The sequence below is a fragment of the Aquiflexum balticum DSM 16537 genome, from assembly GCF_900176595.1.
Taxonomy (GTDB): domain Bacteria; phylum Bacteroidota; class Bacteroidia; order Cytophagales; family Cyclobacteriaceae; genus Aquiflexum; species Aquiflexum balticum.
Map to the genome: position 1 here is coordinate 3205411 of NZ_LT838813.1, position 21236 is coordinate 3226646.

A 21236-nucleotide genomic window follows, 5' to 3' on the forward strand; every position below is an offset into this window, starting at 1 on the left:
GCCTTTGGAAGAGAATAGAGGTCTTCTGTAATCGTCCGGCTAAAGCAGGACAGAACTTTTGCGGATAGATTTTAAGGTTTTTTTTTTACTTTCGTCAGACTAAACTTACAAAGATTGCATTGAAAGTCAGGAACGGAGCGATTGTACGAAAATATTATCATTGCTATGCAACGGCAAATGAGTCCCGTCTCTATTTTTATGACATTCAAAACTTAATGCGGATTAAGAACTGTCATTCGGGACTCCCTAAAATAGTATTGTTTATTGCCATCAGTGAGGTGAAGAAGATTGGTTTTTTTGATCAGTTTTTTGTCAAAACCGTCAAGAAGATCTTTGACGGCCATCCTTCCATAGAGTTGCGGGAAATATACTTTAAAAGCAATATCGGACGTGATTTCAGTTCGTTCCAAACACTCTTCCATAAAGTAAAAGAAACAGCCAATGCTGACGACTATATCCTGTTTCAAAATAGAAGTGGCTATGGTCCTTTTCATGAAAACTGGTACAGGCAATTTGTCAAACAATTTGAGAAATTTGAATCCATAGCCCTGTGCGGCAGTACCATTAATTTCCTTGACCATCCCAAAAGGAGTTCTAGATTGGATATACCTCATGTACAAACATTCTCATTTTTGACAAAGGTGAATTTTATGGATATGCTGGGAGAGGCTTTTCCTGCATCCACCAAAACTGAAAGAATGGATATAGTCCTACAGGGAGAAATAGAAATGAGTCAGTTTTTTTTAAGAAACAACTATCAAATAACCTGTATAGAATGGCCTGATAAGGCAATTTCAAATCAGACTATACCCATTGTTTCTTTTGACATTAAGAAAAAGGTAACCGCAAAGCACTATTTTTACCACAGGCTGTATTTTAGAAGAAACAAATTAAAAAAACTTGGTCAAATCATACCCGGAATTATCAATTGGATGAATTTTATGAAACATGGGTTTTTAAAATGAATCTATAAGCCAAAGTTTGTGTCTTCACAAACATTCCTGAGAGTAAAGTTTTCCCAACCTTACAATCAATTCTTCCCTGTTTTTGGCGGAAAGCTTCATTCACTTTTGCCATTGATTCGGCCAAAAACCGGAGACGATTTGTTGATCTTTGTCCCCAGGTTGCGTTCCTTACCTGGGGCTACCCATATTTGATCCCTCTGGGATCGTTTCTTAACTCAAACATTTTTTGTATGACTCTGAAACGGCTGTCTTGAGAATCGGGAGGGTTTAGCTAAAATTGATAGCTAGGAGTTAAAAATGGTTTGATTTGTTTTCATTTTGGTTTCAGCAGTATTGAAAAAGACTTCAGTTGATTTAAATTTTAGAACAGTTGTTTTCTTTTTTTGTTTCAGTTCAAGTCTTTTTTGTTTGATGTGTTTTAAAAAAGACTTCCGGTGAAATGAATTTTAAAACAGTTGAAATCTTTTTTGATTCAGGTGAAGTCTTTTTTATTTGATGTGTTTTGAAAAAGTCTTCCGGTGAATTGAATTTTATAACAGTTGATTTCTTTTTTATTTCCCCTGAAGTCTTTTTGGTTTCAGGTCTTATCTTTTTAGCTACAGCAGTATCTTCAGAAGGTATTGGAGTACCTTCTGAAGGTACTCAAGTAGCTTATTTGTATAGTAAAAAGGATGCGTTGTCCACAAAAAAGACCGGCACTTTCGGGCCGGTCTTTTGATTATTTATTCATTGGGCCTTGTAGGCCCGGGATTTTAGAGTTCAGCTTCGGGTTGGGTTTTGCGCCTTCCCTGTGCTTCCCATCTTTTGCTGAGGTCTTCATAGATGGTTTTGGCATTGGGGACGTTCATTCTGGCGGCCATTTTTACGGAATTATAATAACTCAGCGAAGCTTCAAATGCCTCCGAACCTGTCAGCATTACTGTATCGCTGAGGTTGCTTTGCAGCTGCTGCACTGTGCGGAATATGGGCAGCAGGCCGGAGACTGCTTCCCAGTCTTTATTCATTTCTGCCAAGGGTACAAAGGGCGGAAGAAACTGCGGGTCGGTGACGGCATAATCCATGACCTTGGCCACAAAAGGTTCTGAACCGTCACCCATTTTGAGCAATCTTCGGCGGTCTTCGGGAGTCAATGCAATCAAGTAGGGTTCCAAAATACCCTGAATAGTCGCAAGCATGTCTTTGACAGCCTGCAGGTCCTGAGGAGGAATGGTAATCGAGATTGAATTTTCCATTTTACTTGTTTTTTTTAGGTTAAAAATAATGTACAAACCTAAAATACAAACTTTAGTTGAAACTTGGAATCCCTTGCCTTCTTCCAAGCCCAATTTAAACGGATAATTTCAATGGAATAGGCTTCAAGGCCTTTAAAGCGGGTTTTTTCATCGGCTTGTGACTGTAGAGGATTAAGCGTACTCCTGTAGTATTATTAATATGCTCCCATTTTTTATAAATATTCCACAACCCAAATAGTAAAAATACCCTGTTTACGGTATTTTTAGTGGAGGGAGAATTTAGTAGGTTTAGGGAATGAAAGTTCTAAACCCGAATCTATTTATTTTTAGTTAGAATTTAAGGACAAAAACTTCGCTTATTCAATCTAATCTAGGTTAATAGACGAAGTTTTGTTTCGAGTATAAGGGCGTTGAACTAAACCTCCTTCGTCGGTAGTTTTTCTGTATTCCATCATAAAGGCCTGATTTTTAACAATATGTATTAAATTTATTCCATGTTCAATCTTTAACTAATTTAATCATGGAAAAAAAAGTTTGCGCCAGAGGATGTATGAGGAGATGTCCTACAGACATTATTCTCCCAGAAGCATCAAGACCTATCTTAGCCTGGTATCTGTAGTATCAGCTCATTTTGGAAAAAGTCCGGATCTGATCAGTATCCCCGAATTAAAGGACTACCTTTTTAAAAGGATCAGTTTGGACGGACTTTCGGTATCAAGCATCAACCAGACAATCAGTGCCTTTAAAATACTTTTCAAAGACGTGCTTGAAAGAGATTGGGATACTATCAGGATCAAACGGCCAAGACGTCCCAAGCTGCTTCCGGTTGTATTCTCAAAGGAAGAAGTGTCGCTTATCCTTAAGAGTATCAGGAACAGAAAGCACTATTGCCTGATAGCCCTTACCTACGCCTCGGGGCTCAGGCTTGGTGAGGTGATCAGTCTCAAGCCCGGCGATATAGACAGTGACAGGATGCAGCTTAAAGTGAGGGGAGGCAAGGGATACAAGGACAGGTATACCCTTCTGCCCCATAAGTTACTGGTACAGCTTCGGGATTACTTCAAAAGCTACCGTCCGGTTACTTATCTCTTTGAAGGGCAGGTGCCGGGAAAGCCATACAGCGAAAAAAGCGCACAGTCTGTTCTGAAAAAGGCCATGGAATGTGCCGGAATAACAAAGCATGCCTCTTTCCATACCCTGCGGCATTCCTTCGCCACGCACCTGCTCGAGCAGGGGACCAATGTCAGGATAATCCAGGAACTCCTGGGACACAGATCCCTTAAGACCACTACGGTCTACCTGCATATCTGCAATCTGGATCCGGCCCTGATCAAAAGTCCCCTGGATGAGCTTTGATGGATGCTGTCAACAAGAGGAATGGTGGGGCCGAACTCTCAACAGTCCTGGATTCCCAAAAGGAGGTCTTCCTGTCGCAGAAGCATCTGTGCCCTGATCAGAGAAAGGCCTTTAACGACATCCTCCATTGCCGGACATCACAAATGGGCTCACACAGTCTCTGTTGTGACTCCTGCGGTACGGTCAAAGTCTGCTATAACAGCTGCAGGAACCGTCACTGTCCGAAGTGCCAGTACATCAAGCAGCAGTTGTGGGTGGAAAAGCTAAAGTGCAGGCTTCTGCCTGTCAGGTACTTTCACGCCGTGTTTACGGTTCCTGAGTTTCTCAATCCATTGTTCTACATCAACCAGAGGTTCTGTTACAACCTGCTCTTTGAATGTTCCGCAAAAGCAGTAAAGAAGACTGCCCTGAACCCGGCATTTCTGGGAGTCGAAAGCGGCTGTCTGTCGGTACTCCACACTTGGGGCCAATCCCTGAACTACCACCCCCACATCCATATGCTGGTTCCTGCAGGAGGGCTTGACAGTGACGGGATGCAGTGGCTGTATGCCGGCAAAAAGTTCTTCGTTCCGGTAAAGGCCCTTTCGGCTGTGTTCCGGGGACTGTTCATGGAAAGGCTTCTGGGAGCACTGGAGGATAACCTTCTCAGGATACCCGAAGGTCAAAAAGAGCTGTTTGCCGATATCAATAGTCTGAAAAGGGAATCTTACGCAAAGATGTGGAATGTCTATATCAAGAAGACCTTCAGGGGGGCGGGCCAGGTGGTCAGCTACCTTGGCAGGTACACCCACAGGGTAGCGATCAGCAACAGCCGTATTCTGGATACAGATGGTGAAACCGTAAAATTCAGGTGGAAGGATTACAGGGACAACAAAACCAAAACCATGTTGCTTGCCTGTTCCGAGTTTGTCAGAAGATTTATGCAACATGTACTGCCAACAGGCTTCTACAAAATCCGCTATTACGGCATCTTGGCCTCGGCCAACAGCAACACCAAAATGAATGAATGTTTCAGGCTGTTGAACATAACAAGGGAGGTGTCATTTTACCATGGGCTGAGCACCTACGAGGTGATGGAGGAGATTTTCGGAGAAGAGATGTTCAGGTGTAGCTGCTGCAAGAACGGAAGGATGGTCTTTGCCACGCCCGAAGGAAAAGCAAATGGTCCCTGAATGAAAAAGCAGGGATGAAGTTCTTTGAAAAGCTGAAAGAAAAACAAAACAGAGGTTCTGTTACAGGGAAAGGTATGCCCGGTCCCAAACAAAATTTCCGGGTAAAAAAGCGGAATCCGTCCAAAACTTCAGGACAATGGTCCAAAACCAGACAAAACCTTCAAAGCAAAGCAGATAAATACCCATAGGTGTAGCACGGCTTAGTCCAACTATGTTTTAGACGCAATCTTGAAACGCCAATTTATTTTGGCTATTTTTTTGGCTAGATTGCGTCTAAAACACTTTACGTTAGGGCAAATTTGAAAAATGAACGAAAAACCACAAATATTAACATTAAACTTAACTGACAAGTCAAACTCATTACTTGTTGAAAAAGGATTTAATTTGTACCAAGGAAGCTTAGGGAAATTAGTTGACACTAAAAATGAAAAATATGGGTTCAAATATCATTTGCTTAATAACGATTTCCCACCTAATGCTCACGAATACGACATTGTAATAGTAGATTTTTCCAATGAAGAAACTATTGATTATGTAAAATCTGATAACCAAAGGGGAAAAAATAAAACAGAGAATAATTCATATTTAATATGTAAATATCCTCAAACAATATTTGACCCCAGAGGACTTTCTTCTCACGCATTCTTAAGAGAAATTCGAGAGATTCTTAAAAAGGAATGTCAAATAATAGTGTTTCAAAACAAAAATGTTGATATTGAATATAAAATAGTAGAAGAAAATGGAGATAGACCGATTTCGAAAGGAAGTCAAGTAGCTAACTTTTACGAATTTATTCCTAATTTTTATTTTCAGCAAAATAAGTTTGGTAAAGAAACTGTAGTAATAACAAACAATGGCGAATTGACATCTTTTTTAGAGAAATACAATAAAGATTTTACATATGAAAACACGTTTTTTCATCCAACAATATGGGAAAATGATGAAAAAGTTCCTGACCCAAGATTTTATCCAATAATCCAAAATTCTAATAACGAAATAGTCTCTTATATTTATTTAACCGATAAAGTAGGGGTATTTATATTTCCTGTATTAGAGGATAATTCTCTATTTTTATTGGACTTTTTAGAAACAATTGCCCCAAGTTTGCACCCAAACATTTTTCCTTATTCAACTCAAAACAAATGGACTGAAAAAATTGAATATGCTCTTCCAAATCAAGAAAGACTACTTGAAGAAAAGAAAAAAATTGAACAAGATTTTAAAAATGCCATTGAAACAAAAAACATAGAAATAATATCTAATTATAATAAATATTCTTTCTTACACAAAATACTAACTGAAACAGGAAATGAATTAGTTTCTGCTGTAATTCAATTTTTAGAATGGTTAGGTTTTGAAAAAATTGTTGATATGGACACTCAAACTGAAGGAATTAAGGAAGAGGATATACAAATAGAAACTGACAATGGACTTTTAGTTATTGAGGTAAAAGGTATCGGTGGAACTTCCAAAGATGCTGAATGCAGTCAAATATCTAAAATTAAATATCGTAGAGCCAAGGAACGAGGAAAGTTTGATGTATATGGGCTTTATATTGTAAACCATCAAAGACATATTCCAGCAAAAAATAGAGAAAACCCACCATTCACAAAAAAACAATTAGAAGATTCATTAAATGAAGAAAGAGGACTACTAACTACTTGGTCACTTTTTAACTTATATTTTGACATACAAAATGGGGTTATATCAAAAAAAGAGGCGAGGAATGTAATGTTTAATTATGGTTTACTTGAATTCAAGCCACAAGACATTAAAATTGTTGATTCCATTAAGGAAGTTTTTCTAAAAGGCGAGGTATTCATTATTAATATCAATGGAACTACTCTAAAAACAGGGGATACGTTATATATTGAAAAAAATAACAAATTCCGAAAAATTACAATACTTGAAATTAAGTTAAATGACAAAATTGTAACTGAAATTAGTAAAGGAGAAATAGGAATAAAAGGAAATATAAGAGTAAGTAAAAATTCAACAGTTTGGATAAAAAACTTGCCCTAACATCACCTATACGCAAGCAGGGGTTTCGTGCTTCGTAGGACAGTTTTTTGTAAATTTGATGTCCAGTGTTCGTAGGTAGTTTCGTGCTAAAAATCCCTGCCTGCGTATAGCTGAGAAACGTGTGTGACTTGAATCAGCCCTCTTAAGGCTGAATGCTTTGAAATGGATGGAGGACTATTGGGTAACCAATAGAGAGGCCCTCCGATGGCGGTTTACCGAAACAGCTATCAAACTACCTTACGCTGCATATCTGGGAAACCAATATGTGGTGAGCGGTAAGGAAAAACGGGGACATTGATCCCCGTAGGTGAGTACTGATGGAGCTGAATGAAAATGAACCAGTGACGAAGCCTCGATAAGGCAAATTACGATGTGAAAAATAGGTAGTTACGTTTGTACCTATGACAAAGTGTGGCGGACGATCGGATATACTGGCCACATCGCATCCGGGGTTAAGCTGGCAGGAACGCAGTACAGGCCATTTCAAGGAACAAGTGAACTCTATGCTGTCAGGCCAAATCGAGAGAGGAAACCTGCACCTGTGGTTGGGTGAAGCATAGGGGGCAGACCTGCTCGTAGTAGCGATGAAATTTCTGTAATGGGAATGGAGTGAAGGAGCAGGCATGTTTAGTTTCAAACCAGTTTACAACCAAGATAATTGGGATGACAGACTACTATGAGACAAAATCGCAACCAATTACCAAACTGATGGTATGGCAAGCGTACAAGAAAGTAAAAGCGAACAAAGGAAGTTCGGGCATAGACCGAATGAGTTGGGAGGACTTGGATAAAGATCTATCCTCATACCTCTATAAGTTATGGAATCGACTGACCTCGGGTAGCTATTTTCCTTTGCCAGTCAAACAAGTGAAGATACCCAAGAAGGACGGAGGTATTCGCAAATTGGGTGTCCCCACCCTTCTAGACCGTATCGCACAGCAAGTAGTAAGGGCGTATTTGGAGAGACAACTTGAGCCACTGTTCCACGAGAGTTCATTTGGCTATAGACCAAACCGTAATGCTCACCAAGCAGTGAAACAATCAGAGCGAAATTGTTTTGGGCATGACTTTGTGGTCGACCTTGATATCAAAGGGTTCTTCGATAATATCAACCATGGCCTGATGATGAAAGCACTGAGATATTACTGTAAGGATGAATGGATAGCCTTGTACGTCTCCAGATGGCTAAATGCAGGCATCATGGCAGATGGGGTTTTCGAGGAGACAAAAGCAGGCACACCTCAAGGAGGCGTAGTGAGTCCATTACTTGCGAATCTCTATCTGCATGTAGCTTTTGATGAATGGATGCGGAAATATCATCCTGAGAAACCATTTGAACGGTATGCAGACGATGTGGTGATACACTGCAAGACAGAGAAGCAAGCACAATTCATGTTAAGACAAGTACGTCAGCGGATGAAGACCTGCTTCCTAGAGTTGCACCCTGAGAAGACCAAGATTGTGAACCTACGAGGTTGGTCAGATACTAAGTATCCCCGCAAGTATGATTTTCTTGGATTCACGATCAAGGCATCGATGCAGACCATCAAAGGAAAGGGGATGTTACTACCTGGAACATTTGTGAGTATCAAGTCCAGAACTTCAATACTCGGCAAATTCAGGGAAATGCAAATCCATAAATGGCGCAAACCCATAAAGGAAGTAGCCAATCGTTTGAATCCTGTCATCAGAGGACTGCTCAATTACTATCATAAGCTTAGAGGAGAATCCATACGTGAGATATGGAATCAACTCAACCACCGGTTACTCAAGTGGGTGAAATGGGAGAAAGGACTTTTCAAATGGGCGGCAGTCAGATGGCTAAAGCAACAATACAAGTCTACCCCAAACCTGTTTGAGCATTGGAAATTGGTTCAACCTTAGGTAAATTAGAACCGAAGCGACTTATAAACATGAAGAGCCGTGTGAGGTGAGAGTCTCACGCACGGTTCTGTGGGAAGGTGAGGGTGAAATTCCCTTGCCTGACCCGATTGGCGGTCATGCTAAAAAACACCCGAACATAAAAAGTGAAACATGGAAATTGACAAATTAAAAAACACAATTCAGGACTGTAACTTGAATTTCTTATTCGGTTCGGGACTTTCAGTTCCATACTTTTCTACATTGGGGAATATTGAAGTTCTATTGACAGATTTAGAAAAAGATAGAAAATTAAGTGATGACCAAAAGACTATAATTCGAGCTTCCATTTTGGGAAAATACTTTAATACGGTAATAAAAAAGAACCCACAAATAATTGACGATGGTATTACTGATATCGGCAGAGATGAAACTCTAAAAAACTACAAGGACTTTTTAATTGACCTCAATACAATTGTATTAAAACGAAAAAGTACAATTCTAAATAAACAGGTTAACCTCTTTACGACAAACATTGACATTTTCTTTGAAAAGGCACTTGAAGTAACCCAACTTGAATATAATGACGGATTCTATGGGCGGTTTAATCCAATTTTTAATCTTACAAACTTTAAAAAATCACTCTTTAAAAAAAGCCTTCACTATGACAATACATCTGAAATACCAGTATTCAACTTATTAAAAGTTCATGGTTCTTTAACTTGGGAAACAAAGAAAGACAATGTTATTTTTTCAAATTTAAACGCCATTACAACAGTTCAGGAAAAATATGATTTGGTAGAATCGGAATTGATTGACTTTGATAGTAAAGCTGAAATATCAGGTCACTTTACAACTGAAGTTGTAAGTAAGACTTTATCTACTAACCACACGGCATACCTTGAAGAGTATTCCAAGTTTGCGGTAGTTAATCCTACTAAGGAAAAATTTCAAGACACAATTTTAAATTTGCAATACTATGAACTCTTGAGACTATTCTCAAACGAGCTTGAAAAGGAAAATACAATCTTAATAGTTTTTGGTTTCTCAATGGCAGATGAACACATCCGAGAAATCATTTTAAGAGCCGCCAATTCCAACCCAACTTTGACAATTAAAATATTTGCTTACGATAGTAATGCAAAAAGCGATATTGAAGCAAATCTTAAAAAAGGAAGTGCCACAATTCGATACAATAATATTGAACTAATTGAACCAGAAGACCCTGAAAAGTATGACTTTAAAACATTCAATAAGTCTGTGATTAAAGCAATACTCGAAAAAATCGACTAATTATGACAAATGAAGCCATCATTCAAGATTCAATTTTCAAGATAGGAAAAGTCATTTCTGTTGATGGACGCTCTATTCGTGTATCTGTTGATAAAGCCAAAAATTCCTCCCATTTGGTATACAAGGGCGACCTTATTAAAAATGTTTCAGTTGGTAGTTATATCAAAATAATCAAGGGATTCACTAAGATTATAGGAAAAGTTGAAGGCGAGTTTACTTTTGAAGACAAGGTTGCAATGACTAAAGAATATTCAAGCAGTAAAGAAAAAATTAATCGCTCTTTGAGCATTAGTTTGCTAGGCTTCTTCAATAAGAATGAATTTGAAAGGGGTATTAAGGAAATGCCTCTAGTTGATAACGAATGCTATTTGCTTGACCGTGAAGAATTCAATCAAGTACATGATTTCATTAGAAAGCATGATGAACCTTTGGTAATAGGCTCTTTGACTTTAGAAAAAGGCCAAACAATCACGGTAGGGATTGACAGTCTTTTTGCAAGCCACATTGGAATATTTGGAAATACAGGTAGCGGTAAATCTTACACCTTAGCCAAACTTTACTTTGAATTGTTTAAGATTTACAAAGACAATCAAAAGTTTAAACAGAAATCTAGTTTCTTTTTACTTGATTTTAATGGAGAGTATGTTACTGAACAAGAAAATGTAATCATTCCAAAGGATTACAAAAACATTTATCGTTTATCAACAAAAACTAATGGTGGACAGAAATACCCTATTACAAAAGATACTTTATACGACCACTCTTTTTGGGCTATAGTTCTTGAAGCAACGGAGAAAACGCAAACTCCTTTTCTAAGACGAGCAATTAGCAATAGTTTTTTGGCAGATAAAATTAAGAATCCAACTACCTTAAAAGAACTTATCATTAAGGAGTTTCTTTTAGGAATTGCAAAGAACGACAAAGAATTAGGTCTTAAAATAATTGTAGAATTTTTATCCGAACTTCATTATTCAATACCCAATTCTAATTTATTAGAAGTTAGAGATATTATAAGAGAGAGAGTTCAATATCACAATACCACTTATCAATTCATGTTTGTTGCAGAGAACGGTATTAGGCACTATGATGATGCAATGAATGAAAGAATTACTACTGAGTTGGAAAATCTTGAATTGCCACAAACAGACCTAAATGATTTGGACGTCCTCAAGCTTCAAATAATATTTCAATACTATGATGAAATCATTAAAGGTTTTGCCAATATTGAACATTTAGCTCCTCTTATAAAACGATTAGCCAAGAATTTTACGGATATAAGAAAAGTGATTGAAGCCAAAGATGAAATATCAACTTCAAAAAACTTCACAATCGTTTCTTTGAAAGATGTAAATATTCATATGCGTAAGATTTTGCCTCTTTTACTTTGTAAACAACTGTATGAAGAGCAGAAATCAAAAAATGATGAAACAGCACATCTAAATATTATAATTGATGAAGCTCACAACATTCTATCTAGGGATTCAGACAGAGAGAGTGAGCAATGGAAAGACTACAGACTAGAAACTTTTGAAGAAATTATCAAAGAAGGACGAAAGTTTGGAGTTTTCCTTACGTTAGCAAGTCAAAGACCTTCTGACATTTCACCAACTATTATCTCACAGCTACATAACTACTTTTTACATAGACTAATCAATAACAATGACATAATAGCGGTTGAAAAAACAATATCATATTTGGACAAGCTGTCATTTGAGTATTTACCAATATTACCAACAGGAACTTGCATACTTGCGGGACTTTCGGCACAAGTTCCAGTTGTAATTGACATAGGAAGTATAGACAAGGAATTCGAACCAAACAATAAGACAAGAAGCCTGATAGCAAATTGGAAAGATTGACAAAATATAAACCGAGAGAAGCACGAACCGCCAACAGCACCTACACGCAAGTGGGGGTTGAGTGCTTCTATGAAAGTGAAGTGCTAAACCAAAGTTCTGTAATTCTAATGAAGTTCAGTGCTAAAAATCCCCACCTGCGTGTAGCTGCGACACGTGTGTGACTTGAATCAGCCCTCTTAAGGCTGAATGCTTTGAAATGGATGGAGGACTATTGGGTAACCAATAGAGAGGCCCTCCGATGGCGGTTTACCGAAACAGCTATCAAACTACCTTACGCTGCATATCTGGGAAACCAATATGTGGTGAGCGGTAAGGAAAAACGGGGACATTGATCCCCGTAGGTGAGTACTGATGGAGCTGAATGAAAATGAACCAGTGACGAAGCCTCGATAAGGCAAATTACGATGTGAAAAATAGGTAGTTACGTTTGTACCTATGACAAAGTGTGGCGGACGATCGGATATACTGGCCACATCGCATCCGGGGTTAAGCTGGCAGGAACGCAGTACAGGCCATTTCAAGGAACAAGTGAACTCTATGCTGTCAGGCCAAATCGAGAGAGGAAACCTGCACCTGTGGTTGGGTGAAGCATAGGGGGCAGACCTGCTCGTAGTAGCGATGAAATTTCTGTAATGGGAATGGAGTGAAGGAGCAGGCATGTTTAGTTTCAAACCAGTTTACAACCAAGATAATTGGGATGACAGACTACTATGAGACAAAATCGCAACCAATTACCAAACTGATGGTATGGCAAGCGTACAAGAAAGTAAAAGCGAACAAAGGAAGTTCGGGCATAGACCGAATGAGTTGGGAGGACTTGGATAAAGATCTATCCTCATACCTCTATAAGTTATGGAATCGACTGACCTCGGGTAGCTATTTTCCTTTGCCAGTCAAACAAGTGAAGATACCCAAGAAGGACGGAGGTATTCGCAAATTGGGTGTCCCCACCCTTCTAGACCGTATCGCACAGCAAGTAGTAAGGGCGTATTTGGAGAGACAACTTGAGCCACTGTTCCACGAGAGTTCATTTGGCTATAGACCAAACCGTAATGCTCACCAAGCAGTGAAACAATCAGAGCGAAATTGTTTTGGGCATGACTTTGTGGTCGACCTTGATATCAAAGGGTTCTTCGATAATATCAACCATGGCCTGATGATGAAAGCACTGAGATATTACTGTAAGGATGAATGGATAGCCTTGTACGTCTCCAGATGGCTAAATGCAGGCATCATGGCAGATGGGGTTTTCGAGGAGACAAAAGCAGGCACACCTCAAGGAGGCGTAGTGAGTCCATTACTTGCGAATCTCTATCTGCATGTAGCTTTTGATGAATGGATGCGGAAATATCATCCTGAGAAACCATTTGAACGGTATGCAGACGATGTGGTGATACACTGCAAGACAGAGAAGCAAGCACAATTCATGTTAAGACAAGTACGTCAGCGGATGAAGACCTGCTTCCTAGAGTTGCACCCTGAGAAGACCAAGATTGTGAACCTACGAGGTTGGTCAGATACTAAGTATCCCCGCAAGTATGATTTTCTTGGATTCACGATCAAGGCATCGATGCAGACCATCAAAGGAAAGGGGATGTTACTACCTGGAACATTTGTGAGTATCAAGTCCAGAACTTCAATACTCGGCAAATTCAGGGAAATGCAAATCCATAAATGGCGCAAACCCATAAAGGAAGTAGCCAATCGTTTGAATCCTGTCATCAGAGGACTGCTCAATTACTATCATAAGCTTAGAGGAGAATCCATACGTGAGATATGGAATCAACTCAACCACCGGTTACTCAAGTGGGTGAAATGGGAGAAAGGACTTTTCAAATGGGCGGCAGTCAGATGGCTAAAGCAACAATACAAGTCTACCCCAAACCTGTTTGAGCATTGGAAATTGGTTCAACCTTAGGTAAATTAGAACCGAAGCGACTTATAAACATGAAGAGCCGTGTGAGGTGAGAGTCTCACGCACGGTTCTGTGGGAAGGTGAGGGTGAAATTCCCTTGCCTGACCCGATTAGCCACAAGCTTAAAAAAATCCGAACTATAATGATTGAATGGATAAACGAAAAATACGGAACAAACTTCACCGAAGAAGAACTAACAAATATTAAAGACTTTTCTCTACTTTGGAACATCTTCGAAAATTTGGTTTGCGGAAATCATTGCAATGTTAATCGTTTAGACCAAAGACTAAATCCAATCGAATTTCAAATTGCTGACTTTCAAGAAAATTTTCAATATTTTAAAAATAGATATACGGAAAATGGAACAACTAATGGGCGATTTGAACATCTGAACTTTAGAAATGGAGATAGAAAAGAATTTGTTGCAAACGTCCTTTTGAGTAATGACAATGTAACTTCCGATATAGTTTTAGCACTCTCAATTATAGTTTTTAGATATCGAAATAATCTTTTTCACGGATTAAAAAACTTTATGCAGATTGACCTACAAGAAGAAAATTTCAGAAATGCAAATCAAGTAATAAAATCAATACTTACACATTTTTAATATTTGAGCAGACTACAAGAAATATTTAGCAACAGAGAAATCTCATTATTAATTTGGCTTGGGATTTTTATGATTTTTGTACTAACACAAAAGTCAATGAGAAATTCATTGGCTGATGTTGTAAAATTACTTTTTGGCAAATATTTTCTTGCAATTTATTTAACTTTAGGAATTTACTTGTTTGGAGTATTCGCTCTTTTAAAATCATTAGGGTTTTGGACTTCAGCTGATATAAAAGATTCTATTTTTTGGCTTTTTTCGGTTGGCTTTGTTTTAGTTTTTAGCCTAAACAAAGCTAAAGACAGTAATTATTTTAAAGCAATTATTATAGATACCATAAAAGTGATTGCGATTCTGGAATTTGTAATTAACTTTTATAATTTCAGCTTAGTAACAGAACTAATTTTACTTCCCGTTTTGATTTTTATTGTAATGTTACAAGCGGTTGCTGAATTAGATTCAAAGAATGCACAAGTGGCAAAATTACTGACGAATTTAATGGCGATTTTTGGTTTCGCACTATTAATATATTCAATCTATAAAATGGCTAATGGATATTCTGATTTTTTCAAATTAGGAACATTACACTCTTTCATTTTACCGATATTGCTTACAATTTTGTTTTTGCCTTATTTATATTGTTTATCGCTTTACAGCATTTACGAATCATACTTTATAAGACTTGATTTTATGACTGTCAAAAAAGAAAAAGTTAAGAAAGTTAAACGGTACATTAAGCAAAGAGCTAATCTAAATATTAATCGACTAAATAGAATAATGGAACGCTTCGATAAAAGAGTATTTTATGATGAAACTAACTTGAAAGAATACGTGAAACTAATAAGTAAAAAAGAAAAAGCCAGTGGCTAACAGCGTGTATAAGAAATAGCGGGTTCAGTGCTAAATCAAAGGTCAGTACTTTTAATAAAAGTCAGTACTAAACTGAAAGTGAAGTGCTTTTTAATCCGCTACTTCTCATACACGCAAAACGTTATGCCTCATTCTAAAAAAGCAAGTAAGCTAATATGAAAGAACCCACAAAACAATCAATTAAAGAAACAAACCAGAATTTTTCAATTGTGGGTTTATATGTTGATAGAGAATGTGACACGCATCTAAGAAAAAACGTAGAACCTGGACACTATTTTTTTAATGAATGGTGTGAGTTAAAAGGTGAAAAGGTTAGTCTTAAAGAAATTAGAAAACCCGAAGAAAGTTTTTTTGCAAGCAATATCAGCATTCAAGCTATTGTTGGTAAAAATGGAAGTGGAAAGAGTTCTATACTGGAATTAATGTATAGAATGATTAATAACTTTACGTTTCATCTTGTAAAAAAACAGAAAAGACGTGCAGCAGAAGTTATATATCATATTGAAGGGTTGTATGCAGATTTATATTTTGTCAAAGGAAACACATTAGGCACTCTAATTTGTAGAGGTGAGTTTATTGGATTCAGCTTTGGTGATTACAAAATTTCATTTGGAAGCAAAAAATCTGAATTTTCAGATTTTATATTTTATGAGAATATTAAAAATGAAGAACTAATTGAAATTGGTAAAATGTTTTTCTATTCAATTGTAACTAATTATTCCTTACAATCATTTATTGATTTTGATTACAAAACAGAACGATCTATTAGATTTCAGTCTAATGAGAAAAGTGGAATTGACTCAAGTGCAATTTGGATTAATAGTTTATTTCATAAGAACGATGGTTACTTAACTCCATTAGTACTTAATCCTTACAGGTATAATGGCACTATTGATTTAAGAAAAGAATACCAACTTACTAACTCCCGTTTGTCGTCCATTCTGATAGAATCCAAAAAAAATAAAAGAGAGTTTATTGAAGGCTATCAATTACACAGTATTGACTATACATATGAGCCTTTAATAATTTTATCAAAGTTTAATTACGGAAAAAATAAGAATATAAATTTAGAGGATCTTATTTATAAATTTTTAAACTTAGACAAGAGAAGTTTTACATCTATAATATTAAGAGAATATGGATTGAGATCTAAACCATCAGAAATTGAACCGCATATTGTTTCTCATATCTATTTAGTTTACAAAACACTTAGTATTGCGTCTAAATATCCTAGTTTCAGTAATTTTGATAGATTCGATAATGTTAGCAAATTTGAAGATGTTGCGAATGAGGATGACGAAAGAGACTTGATAGCATTAGTAAAAGAAATTAAAAAACACAAGTCCCATATAACTTTAAAAATTAGACAAACCCTAAAATACCTTGAATGGTCACACCAAAACCTCCAAACACCACCTCACCTAAATTTTGATTTTTCCTATGATGAATATGTTGAGAGTTTGGCTTTAAAAAAGCCACTAAAAGGACTTGACGATATTACCGAACATCTACCTCCTCCTTTTTTTAGTTTCAATATAAAATTAGAAAAGACTAAAAGAGAAGATAACAAACCTAATGTACCTATATTATTCCAGAGAATGAGTTCTGGCGAAAGGCAGTTCATTTATACTATGAGTACTTTTGTTTACCACATCAAAAATATTTTATCAATACAACAGAGCAATCGAGTTAGGTATCGTAGTATAAACTTAATACTTGATGAAGTTGAACTATGTTTTCATCCAGAATATCAAAGATTATTTATTGATAATTTGATAAGGACAATACAACGTCTCAAACTAAATACACATTGTTCATTTAATATTATAATTGCAACTCATTCACCTTTTGTATTATCTGACATTCCAATGTGTAATATATTGCACCTCAAAAATGGAATTTTACAAAGTAAAGAACAATTCAAGAATCCATTTGGTGCAAACATCAATGATATTCTTTATCAAAGTTTCTTTTTAGAAAACGGATTTATTGGCGAATATGCACGAAAAAAAATATTAAAGGTTATTGGACAACTAAATAAACCTCTTCAATCAATAATTGATGAAAAGGAAAACATAAAAGAAACAATTTCATTCGTTGGGGAGCCGCTTATTCAAAAACAATTACAAAGCTTATACAATGAGAAATTTAATGAGCAAGATGAAAAAGATATTGTAATTGAAGAATTAAGAAAAGAAATCGAACTATTACAAAAAGGAAAATGAGAAGAATCTTAATTAGTCCTTATGTTGTACAATTAGCAGAAGATTATCATAACAATCTTTTTAAAAAGAGAAATGCTAACTTTAATAAACCTATTAACAGTGATGGGATTTCTGGCAATTTAATTGACTTGGAAGATTTTCTTAGAATTGATTGTAACCTCCCATTGTATGCGGATTATGTGAGAACAATAATTGATAATTATTCAGAGATAATTACGCTCCAGCCAAATAATTTTCAAAATTACAATGATGATAATTTCAACTTAACTCCAGAAGAATTATCCAAGCTAGTTACTCCACCAGCTGGAAACACCAGATTTAAGAGAAAACAATTATATGAGTTGATTTTGGATGCAATGCGGTATGATGCGGTACGTGACAAAGAGTATCTAAAATATATAAATAAAATTGGGATTAAATCCTGCATTTATTGCAATGCTCAATTTTCAATCACTACGGAAGCAATTAATGGCAATCTTTCAGGTAAATATGAATTAGATCATTATTTTCCAAAATCAAAATATCCATTTTTGTCAACCTCATTTTTTAACCTCATACTGTGCTGTTCACATTGCAATAAGAGCAAACTTAACCGAACAGCATTATTTAATCTGTATGTTGACGATTTTAATTTAGTTGAGCCCTTCTCGTTTTCACTAGATATAAGGTCAATGCTTCGTTATTTACTTACCCAGAACGAAACAGAGTTGGTTATTATATTTAATAGTGAAGACTTGAATCTAAAGGAAAACCACGAAAAATTATTTCATATTACAGAATTATACAGTCAACATAAAGACATTGTTGAAGAAATAATCTGGAAATCTAGGATATATAACAAGAGTTATAAGGATAGTCTTTCTGATTCTTTCGCAAAACTATTTCCAAATACATCAAATTTCAATCGTTTTATTTTAGGTAACTATGATAATCCAAAAGAAATCCATAAACGACCTATGGCAAAATTAGCACAGGATATTGGAAGACAATTAGGTGTAATTTGATGAAGAAAGAACGAAGGCATAACAGCACCTACCCAAAAGTGGCGGTTCAGTGGTTAAATCAAGCTTTGTGCTTCTATCAAAGTTTGTGCTTGGCTGACAGTGAGGTGCTTCGAAATCGCCACCTTCGGGTAGCTGCAAAACGTGTGTGACTTGAATCAGCCCTCTTAAGGCTGAATGCTTTGAAATGGATGGAGGACTATTGGGTAACCAATAGAGAGGCCCTCCGATGGCGGTTTACCGAAACAGCTATCAAACTACCTTACGCTGCATATCTGGGAAACCAATATGTGGTGAGCGGTAAGGAAAAACGGGGACATTGATCCCTGTAGGTGAGTACTGATGGAGCTGAATGAAAATGAACCAGTGACGAAGCCTCGATAAGGCAAATTACGATGTGAAAAATAGGTAGTTACGTTTGTACCTATGACAAAGTGTGGCGGACGATCGGATATACTGGCCACATCGCATCCGGGGTTAAGCTGGCAGGAACGCAGTACAGGCCATTTCAAGGAACAAGTGAACTCTATGCTGTCAGGCCAAATCGAGAGAGGAAACCTGCACCTGTGGTTGGGTGAAGCATAGGGGGCAGACCTGCTCGTAGTAGCGATGAAATTTCTGTAATGGGAATGGAGTGAAGGAGCAGGCATGTTTAGTTTCAAACCAGTTTACAACCAAGATAATTGGGATGACAGACTACTATGAGACAAAATCGCAACCAATTACCAAACTGATGGTATGGCAAGCGTACAAGAAAGTAAAAGCGAACAAAGGAAGTTCGGGCATAGACCGAATGAGTTGGGAGGACTTGGATAAAGATCTATCCTCATACCTCTATAAGTTATGGAATCGACTGACCTCGGGTAGCTATTTTCCTTTGCCAGTCAAACAAGTGAAGATACCCAAGAAGGACGGAGGTATTCGCAAATTGGGTGTCCCCACCCTTCTAGACCGTATCGCACAGCAAGTAGTAAGGGCGTATTTGGAGAGACAACTTGAGCCACTGTTCCACGAGAGTTCATTTGGCTATAGACCAAACCGTAATGCTCACCAAGCAGTGAAACAATCAGAGCGAAATTGTTTTGGGCATGACTTTGTGGTCGACCTTGATATCAAAGGGTTCTTCGATAATATCAACCATGGCCTGATGATGAAAGCACTGAGATATTACTGTAAGGATGAATGGATAGCCTTGTACGTCTCCAGATGGCTAAATGCAGGCATCATGGCAGATGGGGTTTTCGAGGAGACAAAAGCAGGCACACCTCAAGGAGGCGTAGTGAGTCCATTACTTGCGAATCTCTATCTGCATGTAGCTTTTGATGAATGGATGCGGAAATATCATCCTGAGAAACCATTTGAACGGTATGCAGACGATGTGGTGATACACTGCAAGACAGAGAAGCAAGCACAATTCATGTTAAGACAAGTACGTCAGCGGATGAAGACCTGCTTCCTAGAGTTGCACCCTGAGAAGACCAAGATTGTGAACCTACGAGGTTGGTCAGATACTAAGTATCCCCGCAAGTATGATTTTCTTGGATTCACGATCAAGGCATCGATGCAGACCATCAAAGGAAAGGGGATGTTACTACCTGGAACATTTGTGAGTATCAAGTCCAGAACTTCAATACTCGGCAAATTCAGGGAAATGCAAATCCATAAATGGCGCAAACCCATAAAGGAAGTAGCCAATCGTTTGAATCCTGTCATCAGAGGACTGCTCAATTACTATCATAAGCTTAGAGGAGAATCCATACGTGAGATATGGAATCAACTCAACCACCGGTTACTCAAGTGGGTGAAATGGGAGAAAGGACTTTTCAAATGGGCGGCAGTCAGATGGCTAAAGCAACAATACAAGTCTACCCCAAACCTGTTTGAGCATTGGAAATTGGTTCAACCTTAGGTAAATTAGAACCGAAGCGACTTATAAACATGAAGAGCCGTGTGAGGTGAGAGTCTCACGCACGGTTCTGTGGGAAGGTGAGGGTGAAATTCCCTTGCCTGACCCGATTATTCATCCCGGAATGCTCATTAATTGAATATAATGAGGCAGCAAAAAAAAAATGACAGGGCACGCTATGAATGAAAAGAAGGCATTAGCAATTTTGATTTTTTTAATTTGTGTGTCAATCCCCATACTGACTTTGGCTTTGTTTCCATCCACTATGGGCGAAGACCTTTATGTCATGTTTTTCTATTATCCATTGATATTTTTGGTTGGCGGACTGAGTGCTTGGGCTTATTACAAATTTGGGGAAAAGGTCAAAATCCACAAGGCAGGTTGGTTAATATTGATTCTTTTGCTGGACTTTGTCATTTTGACTTCTTTTTATCCGAAAGGGGAGAATTCTCCCATTAATCAACTTCAGGTCGCAAGGCAAGTAGTACATGATTATGAAAATTTAGAACCTGTTGATCTTTTTGAGGCAATAGACAAGAGGGATTATCTCCGAATAACAGCACTGTATCATAAATTCAGCTTGCCGACAGAAACTTATGTGGTAAAATATTGCTTTAATGACAACATCTTAAATTGCGAAACATTGTACCGGAAGTTTGATTTCCTGATAATGGACAACAAAGTTGTCAGCAACAATCCGGATTTTGACTATCAGTTAGACCTGAAAGAAGGTACCTTTACTTTTTCAGACACAGTAGAAACAATTGACTTCCAGATGACTATCCGCTATCCCGACTTTAGAGTAACAGCCCAATGGAAAGACATAGGAAACTTGAGAGTGATTGTTTTCGAAACCAAACCCAAATTTGATTATGGGTTTACAAAACTTTTTGAAAAATACCTGGATATAACCCAAGGTACCAAAGAAAAAATGCCGCCGGTATAAGTTACCA

At 37.4% G+C, this 21236-nt stretch carries 20 protein-coding genes; 19 read left to right on the forward strand and 1 reads right to left on the reverse strand.

The window, feature by feature from the left end; all coding sequences use genetic code 11:
• Positions 1–215: 215 nt before the first annotated feature.
• Both B9A52_RS13620 and B9A52_RS13625 read left to right on the forward strand, forming a co-directional pair.
• Positions 216–965, forward strand: coding sequence for a hypothetical protein (locus B9A52_RS13620; RefSeq protein ID WP_084120987.1), 750 nt, complete (start codon positions 216–218; stop codon positions 963–965).
• A gap of 502 nt (positions 966–1467) precedes the next feature.
• Positions 1468–1683 (forward strand): hypothetical protein, encoded by a 216-nt coding sequence (locus B9A52_RS13625; protein ID WP_084120988.1) that lies wholly within the window; start codon positions 1468–1470, stop codon positions 1681–1683.
• A 34-nt stretch (positions 1684–1717) separates the two neighbouring features.
• Here the strand turns inward: B9A52_RS13625 and B9A52_RS13630 are convergent, their stop codons facing one another.
• Positions 1718–2197 carry a hypothetical protein gene (locus tag B9A52_RS13630; RefSeq protein ID WP_084123518.1) on the reverse strand — a complete coding sequence of 160 codons (480 nt, stop codon included), beginning with the start codon at positions 2195–2197 and terminating at the stop codon, positions 1718–1720.
• Positions 2198–2743: 546 nt separating this feature from the next.
• On the opposite strand from B9A52_RS13630, the gene B9A52_RS13635 reads away from it, so the two are divergent.
• The 17 genes from B9A52_RS13635 (at position 2744) to B9A52_RS13695 (ending at position 21229) form a co-directional block, all read left to right on the forward strand.
• On the forward strand, positions 2744–3553 hold the full coding sequence (locus B9A52_RS13635) for a tyrosine-type recombinase/integrase (protein WP_084119151.1): 810 nt from the start codon (positions 2744–2746) through the stop codon (positions 3551–3553).
• Positions 3553–4725 (forward strand): IS91 family transposase, encoded by a 1173-nt coding sequence (locus B9A52_RS13640; RefSeq protein WP_084119152.1) that lies wholly within the window; start codon positions 3553–3555, stop codon positions 4723–4725. Before B9A52_RS13635 ends, B9A52_RS13640 begins: the two co-directional genes overlap by 1 nt.
• 14 nt (positions 4726–4739) lie before the next feature.
• The gene (locus B9A52_RS25550) at positions 4740–4913 is read left to right on the forward strand and encodes a hypothetical protein (protein ID WP_157370051.1); all 174 of its coding nucleotides are present in this window, start codon (positions 4740–4742) and stop codon (positions 4911–4913) included.
• A gap of 118 nt (positions 4914–5031) precedes the next feature.
• A complete protein-coding gene (locus B9A52_RS13645; protein WP_084120989.1) occupies positions 5032–6747 on the forward strand; it encodes a hypothetical protein in 1716 nt (571 codons plus the stop codon).
• A gap of 166 nt (positions 6748–6913) precedes the next feature.
• Positions 6914–7045 carry a hypothetical protein gene (locus tag B9A52_RS26355; protein WP_262483117.1) on the forward strand — a complete coding sequence of 44 codons (132 nt, stop codon included), beginning with the start codon at positions 6914–6916 and terminating at the stop codon, positions 7043–7045.
• A 365-nt stretch (positions 7046–7410) separates the two neighbouring features.
• Positions 7411–8631 (forward strand): group II intron reverse transcriptase/maturase, encoded by a 1221-nt coding sequence (gene ltrA / locus B9A52_RS13650; RefSeq protein WP_084119317.1) that lies wholly within the window; start codon positions 7411–7413, stop codon positions 8629–8631.
• A gap of 150 nt (positions 8632–8781) precedes the next feature.
• Entirely contained in the window at positions 8782–9900 is a 1119-nt protein-coding gene (locus tag B9A52_RS13655; protein WP_084120990.1) for an SIR2 family protein, read from the forward strand.
• A gap of 2 nt (positions 9901–9902) precedes the next feature.
• Positions 9903–11759 (forward strand): ATP-binding protein, encoded by a 1857-nt coding sequence (locus B9A52_RS13660; protein WP_084120991.1) that lies wholly within the window; start codon positions 9903–9905, stop codon positions 11757–11759.
• 200 nt (positions 11760–11959) lie between these two features.
• Positions 11960–12091, forward strand: coding sequence for a hypothetical protein (locus B9A52_RS26360; RefSeq protein WP_262483117.1), 132 nt, complete (start codon positions 11960–11962; stop codon positions 12089–12091).
• Positions 12092–12456: 365 nt separating this feature from the next.
• Complete coding sequence (gene ltrA, locus B9A52_RS13665; protein ID WP_084119317.1) at positions 12457–13677, forward strand: group II intron reverse transcriptase/maturase; 1221 nt, start codon at positions 12457–12459, stop codon at positions 13675–13677.
• A 139-nt stretch (positions 13678–13816) separates the two neighbouring features.
• Positions 13817–14281: a hypothetical protein gene (locus B9A52_RS13670; RefSeq protein WP_084120992.1), complete on the forward strand. Its 465-nt coding sequence runs from the start codon at positions 13817–13819 to the stop codon at positions 14279–14281.
• A 96-nt stretch (positions 14282–14377) separates the two neighbouring features.
• Positions 14378–15151 (forward strand): hypothetical protein, encoded by a 774-nt coding sequence (locus B9A52_RS13675; protein ID WP_157370157.1) that lies wholly within the window; start codon positions 14378–14380, stop codon positions 15149–15151.
• 155 nt (positions 15152–15306) lie between these two features.
• On the forward strand, positions 15307–17376 hold the full coding sequence (locus tag B9A52_RS13680) for an AAA family ATPase (protein ID WP_084120994.1): 2070 nt from the start codon (positions 15307–15309) through the stop codon (positions 17374–17376).
• Positions 17373–18380 carry an HNH endonuclease domain-containing protein gene (locus B9A52_RS13685; RefSeq protein WP_084120995.1) on the forward strand — a complete coding sequence of 336 codons (1008 nt, stop codon included), beginning with the start codon at positions 17373–17375 and terminating at the stop codon, positions 18378–18380. The genes B9A52_RS13680 and B9A52_RS13685 overlap by 4 nt, the downstream gene beginning before the upstream one ends.
• A gap of 188 nt (positions 18381–18568) precedes the next feature.
• Positions 18569–18700 carry a hypothetical protein gene (locus tag B9A52_RS26365; RefSeq protein ID WP_262483117.1) on the forward strand — a complete coding sequence of 44 codons (132 nt, stop codon included), beginning with the start codon at positions 18569–18571 and terminating at the stop codon, positions 18698–18700.
• Between the two features lie 365 nt (positions 18701–19065).
• Entirely contained in the window at positions 19066–20286 is a 1221-nt protein-coding gene (gene ltrA / locus B9A52_RS13690; RefSeq protein WP_084119317.1) for a group II intron reverse transcriptase/maturase, read from the forward strand.
• A 220-nt stretch (positions 20287–20506) separates the two neighbouring features.
• Positions 20507–21229, forward strand: a complete 723-nt coding sequence (locus B9A52_RS13695; RefSeq protein WP_157370158.1) for a hypothetical protein — start codon at positions 20507–20509, stop codon at positions 21227–21229.
• The last annotated feature ends 7 nt before the right edge of the window (positions 21230–21236 follow it).

What these genes read in the sequence shown, in the direction of transcription:
- B9A52_RS13675 (WP_157370157.1), top strand. Translation starts at nt 14,378, where the DNA reads ATGAGAAATTCATTGGCTGATGTTGTAAAATTACTTTTTGGCAAATAT.
- B9A52_RS26355 (WP_262483117.1), top strand. Translation starts at nt 6,914, where the DNA reads ATGGAGGACTATTGGGTAACCAATAGAGAGGCCCTCCGATGGCGGTTT.
- B9A52_RS26360 (WP_262483117.1), top strand. Translation starts at nt 11,960, where the DNA reads ATGGAGGACTATTGGGTAACCAATAGAGAGGCCCTCCGATGGCGGTTT.
- B9A52_RS25550 (WP_157370051.1), top strand. Translation starts at nt 4,740, where the DNA reads ATGAAGTTCTTTGAAAAGCTGAAAGAAAAACAAAACAGAGGTTCTGTT.
- B9A52_RS13655 (WP_084120990.1), top strand. Translation starts at nt 8,782, where the DNA reads ATGGAAATTGACAAATTAAAAAACACAATTCAGGACTGTAACTTGAAT.
- B9A52_RS13620 (WP_084120987.1), top strand. Translation starts at nt 216, where the DNA reads ATGCGGATTAAGAACTGTCATTCGGGACTCCCTAAAATAGTATTGTTT.
- B9A52_RS13660 (WP_084120991.1), top strand. Translation starts at nt 9,903, where the DNA reads ATGACAAATGAAGCCATCATTCAAGATTCAATTTTCAAGATAGGAAAA.
- B9A52_RS13645 (WP_084120989.1), top strand. Translation starts at nt 5,032, where the DNA reads ATGAACGAAAAACCACAAATATTAACATTAAACTTAACTGACAAGTCA.
- B9A52_RS13635 (WP_084119151.1), top strand. Translation starts at nt 2,744, where the DNA reads ATGTATGAGGAGATGTCCTACAGACATTATTCTCCCAGAAGCATCAAG.
- B9A52_RS13685 (WP_084120995.1), top strand. Translation starts at nt 17,373, where the DNA reads ATGAGAAGAATCTTAATTAGTCCTTATGTTGTACAATTAGCAGAAGAT.
- B9A52_RS26365 (WP_262483117.1), top strand. Translation starts at nt 18,569, where the DNA reads ATGGAGGACTATTGGGTAACCAATAGAGAGGCCCTCCGATGGCGGTTT.
- B9A52_RS13670 (WP_084120992.1), top strand. Translation starts at nt 13,817, where the DNA reads ATGATTGAATGGATAAACGAAAAATACGGAACAAACTTCACCGAAGAA.
- ltrA (WP_084119317.1), top strand. Translation starts at nt 7,411, where the DNA reads ATGACAGACTACTATGAGACAAAATCGCAACCAATTACCAAACTGATG.
- ltrA (WP_084119317.1), top strand. Translation starts at nt 19,066, where the DNA reads ATGACAGACTACTATGAGACAAAATCGCAACCAATTACCAAACTGATG.
- ltrA (WP_084119317.1), top strand. Translation starts at nt 12,457, where the DNA reads ATGACAGACTACTATGAGACAAAATCGCAACCAATTACCAAACTGATG.
- B9A52_RS13680 (WP_084120994.1), top strand. Translation starts at nt 15,307, where the DNA reads ATGAAAGAACCCACAAAACAATCAATTAAAGAAACAAACCAGAATTTT.
- B9A52_RS13640 (WP_084119152.1), top strand. Translation starts at nt 3,553, where the DNA reads ATGGATGCTGTCAACAAGAGGAATGGTGGGGCCGAACTCTCAACAGTC.
- B9A52_RS13630 (WP_084123518.1), bottom strand. Translation starts at nt 2,197, where the DNA reads ATGGAAAATTCAATCTCGATTACCATTCCTCCTCAGGACCTGCAGGCT.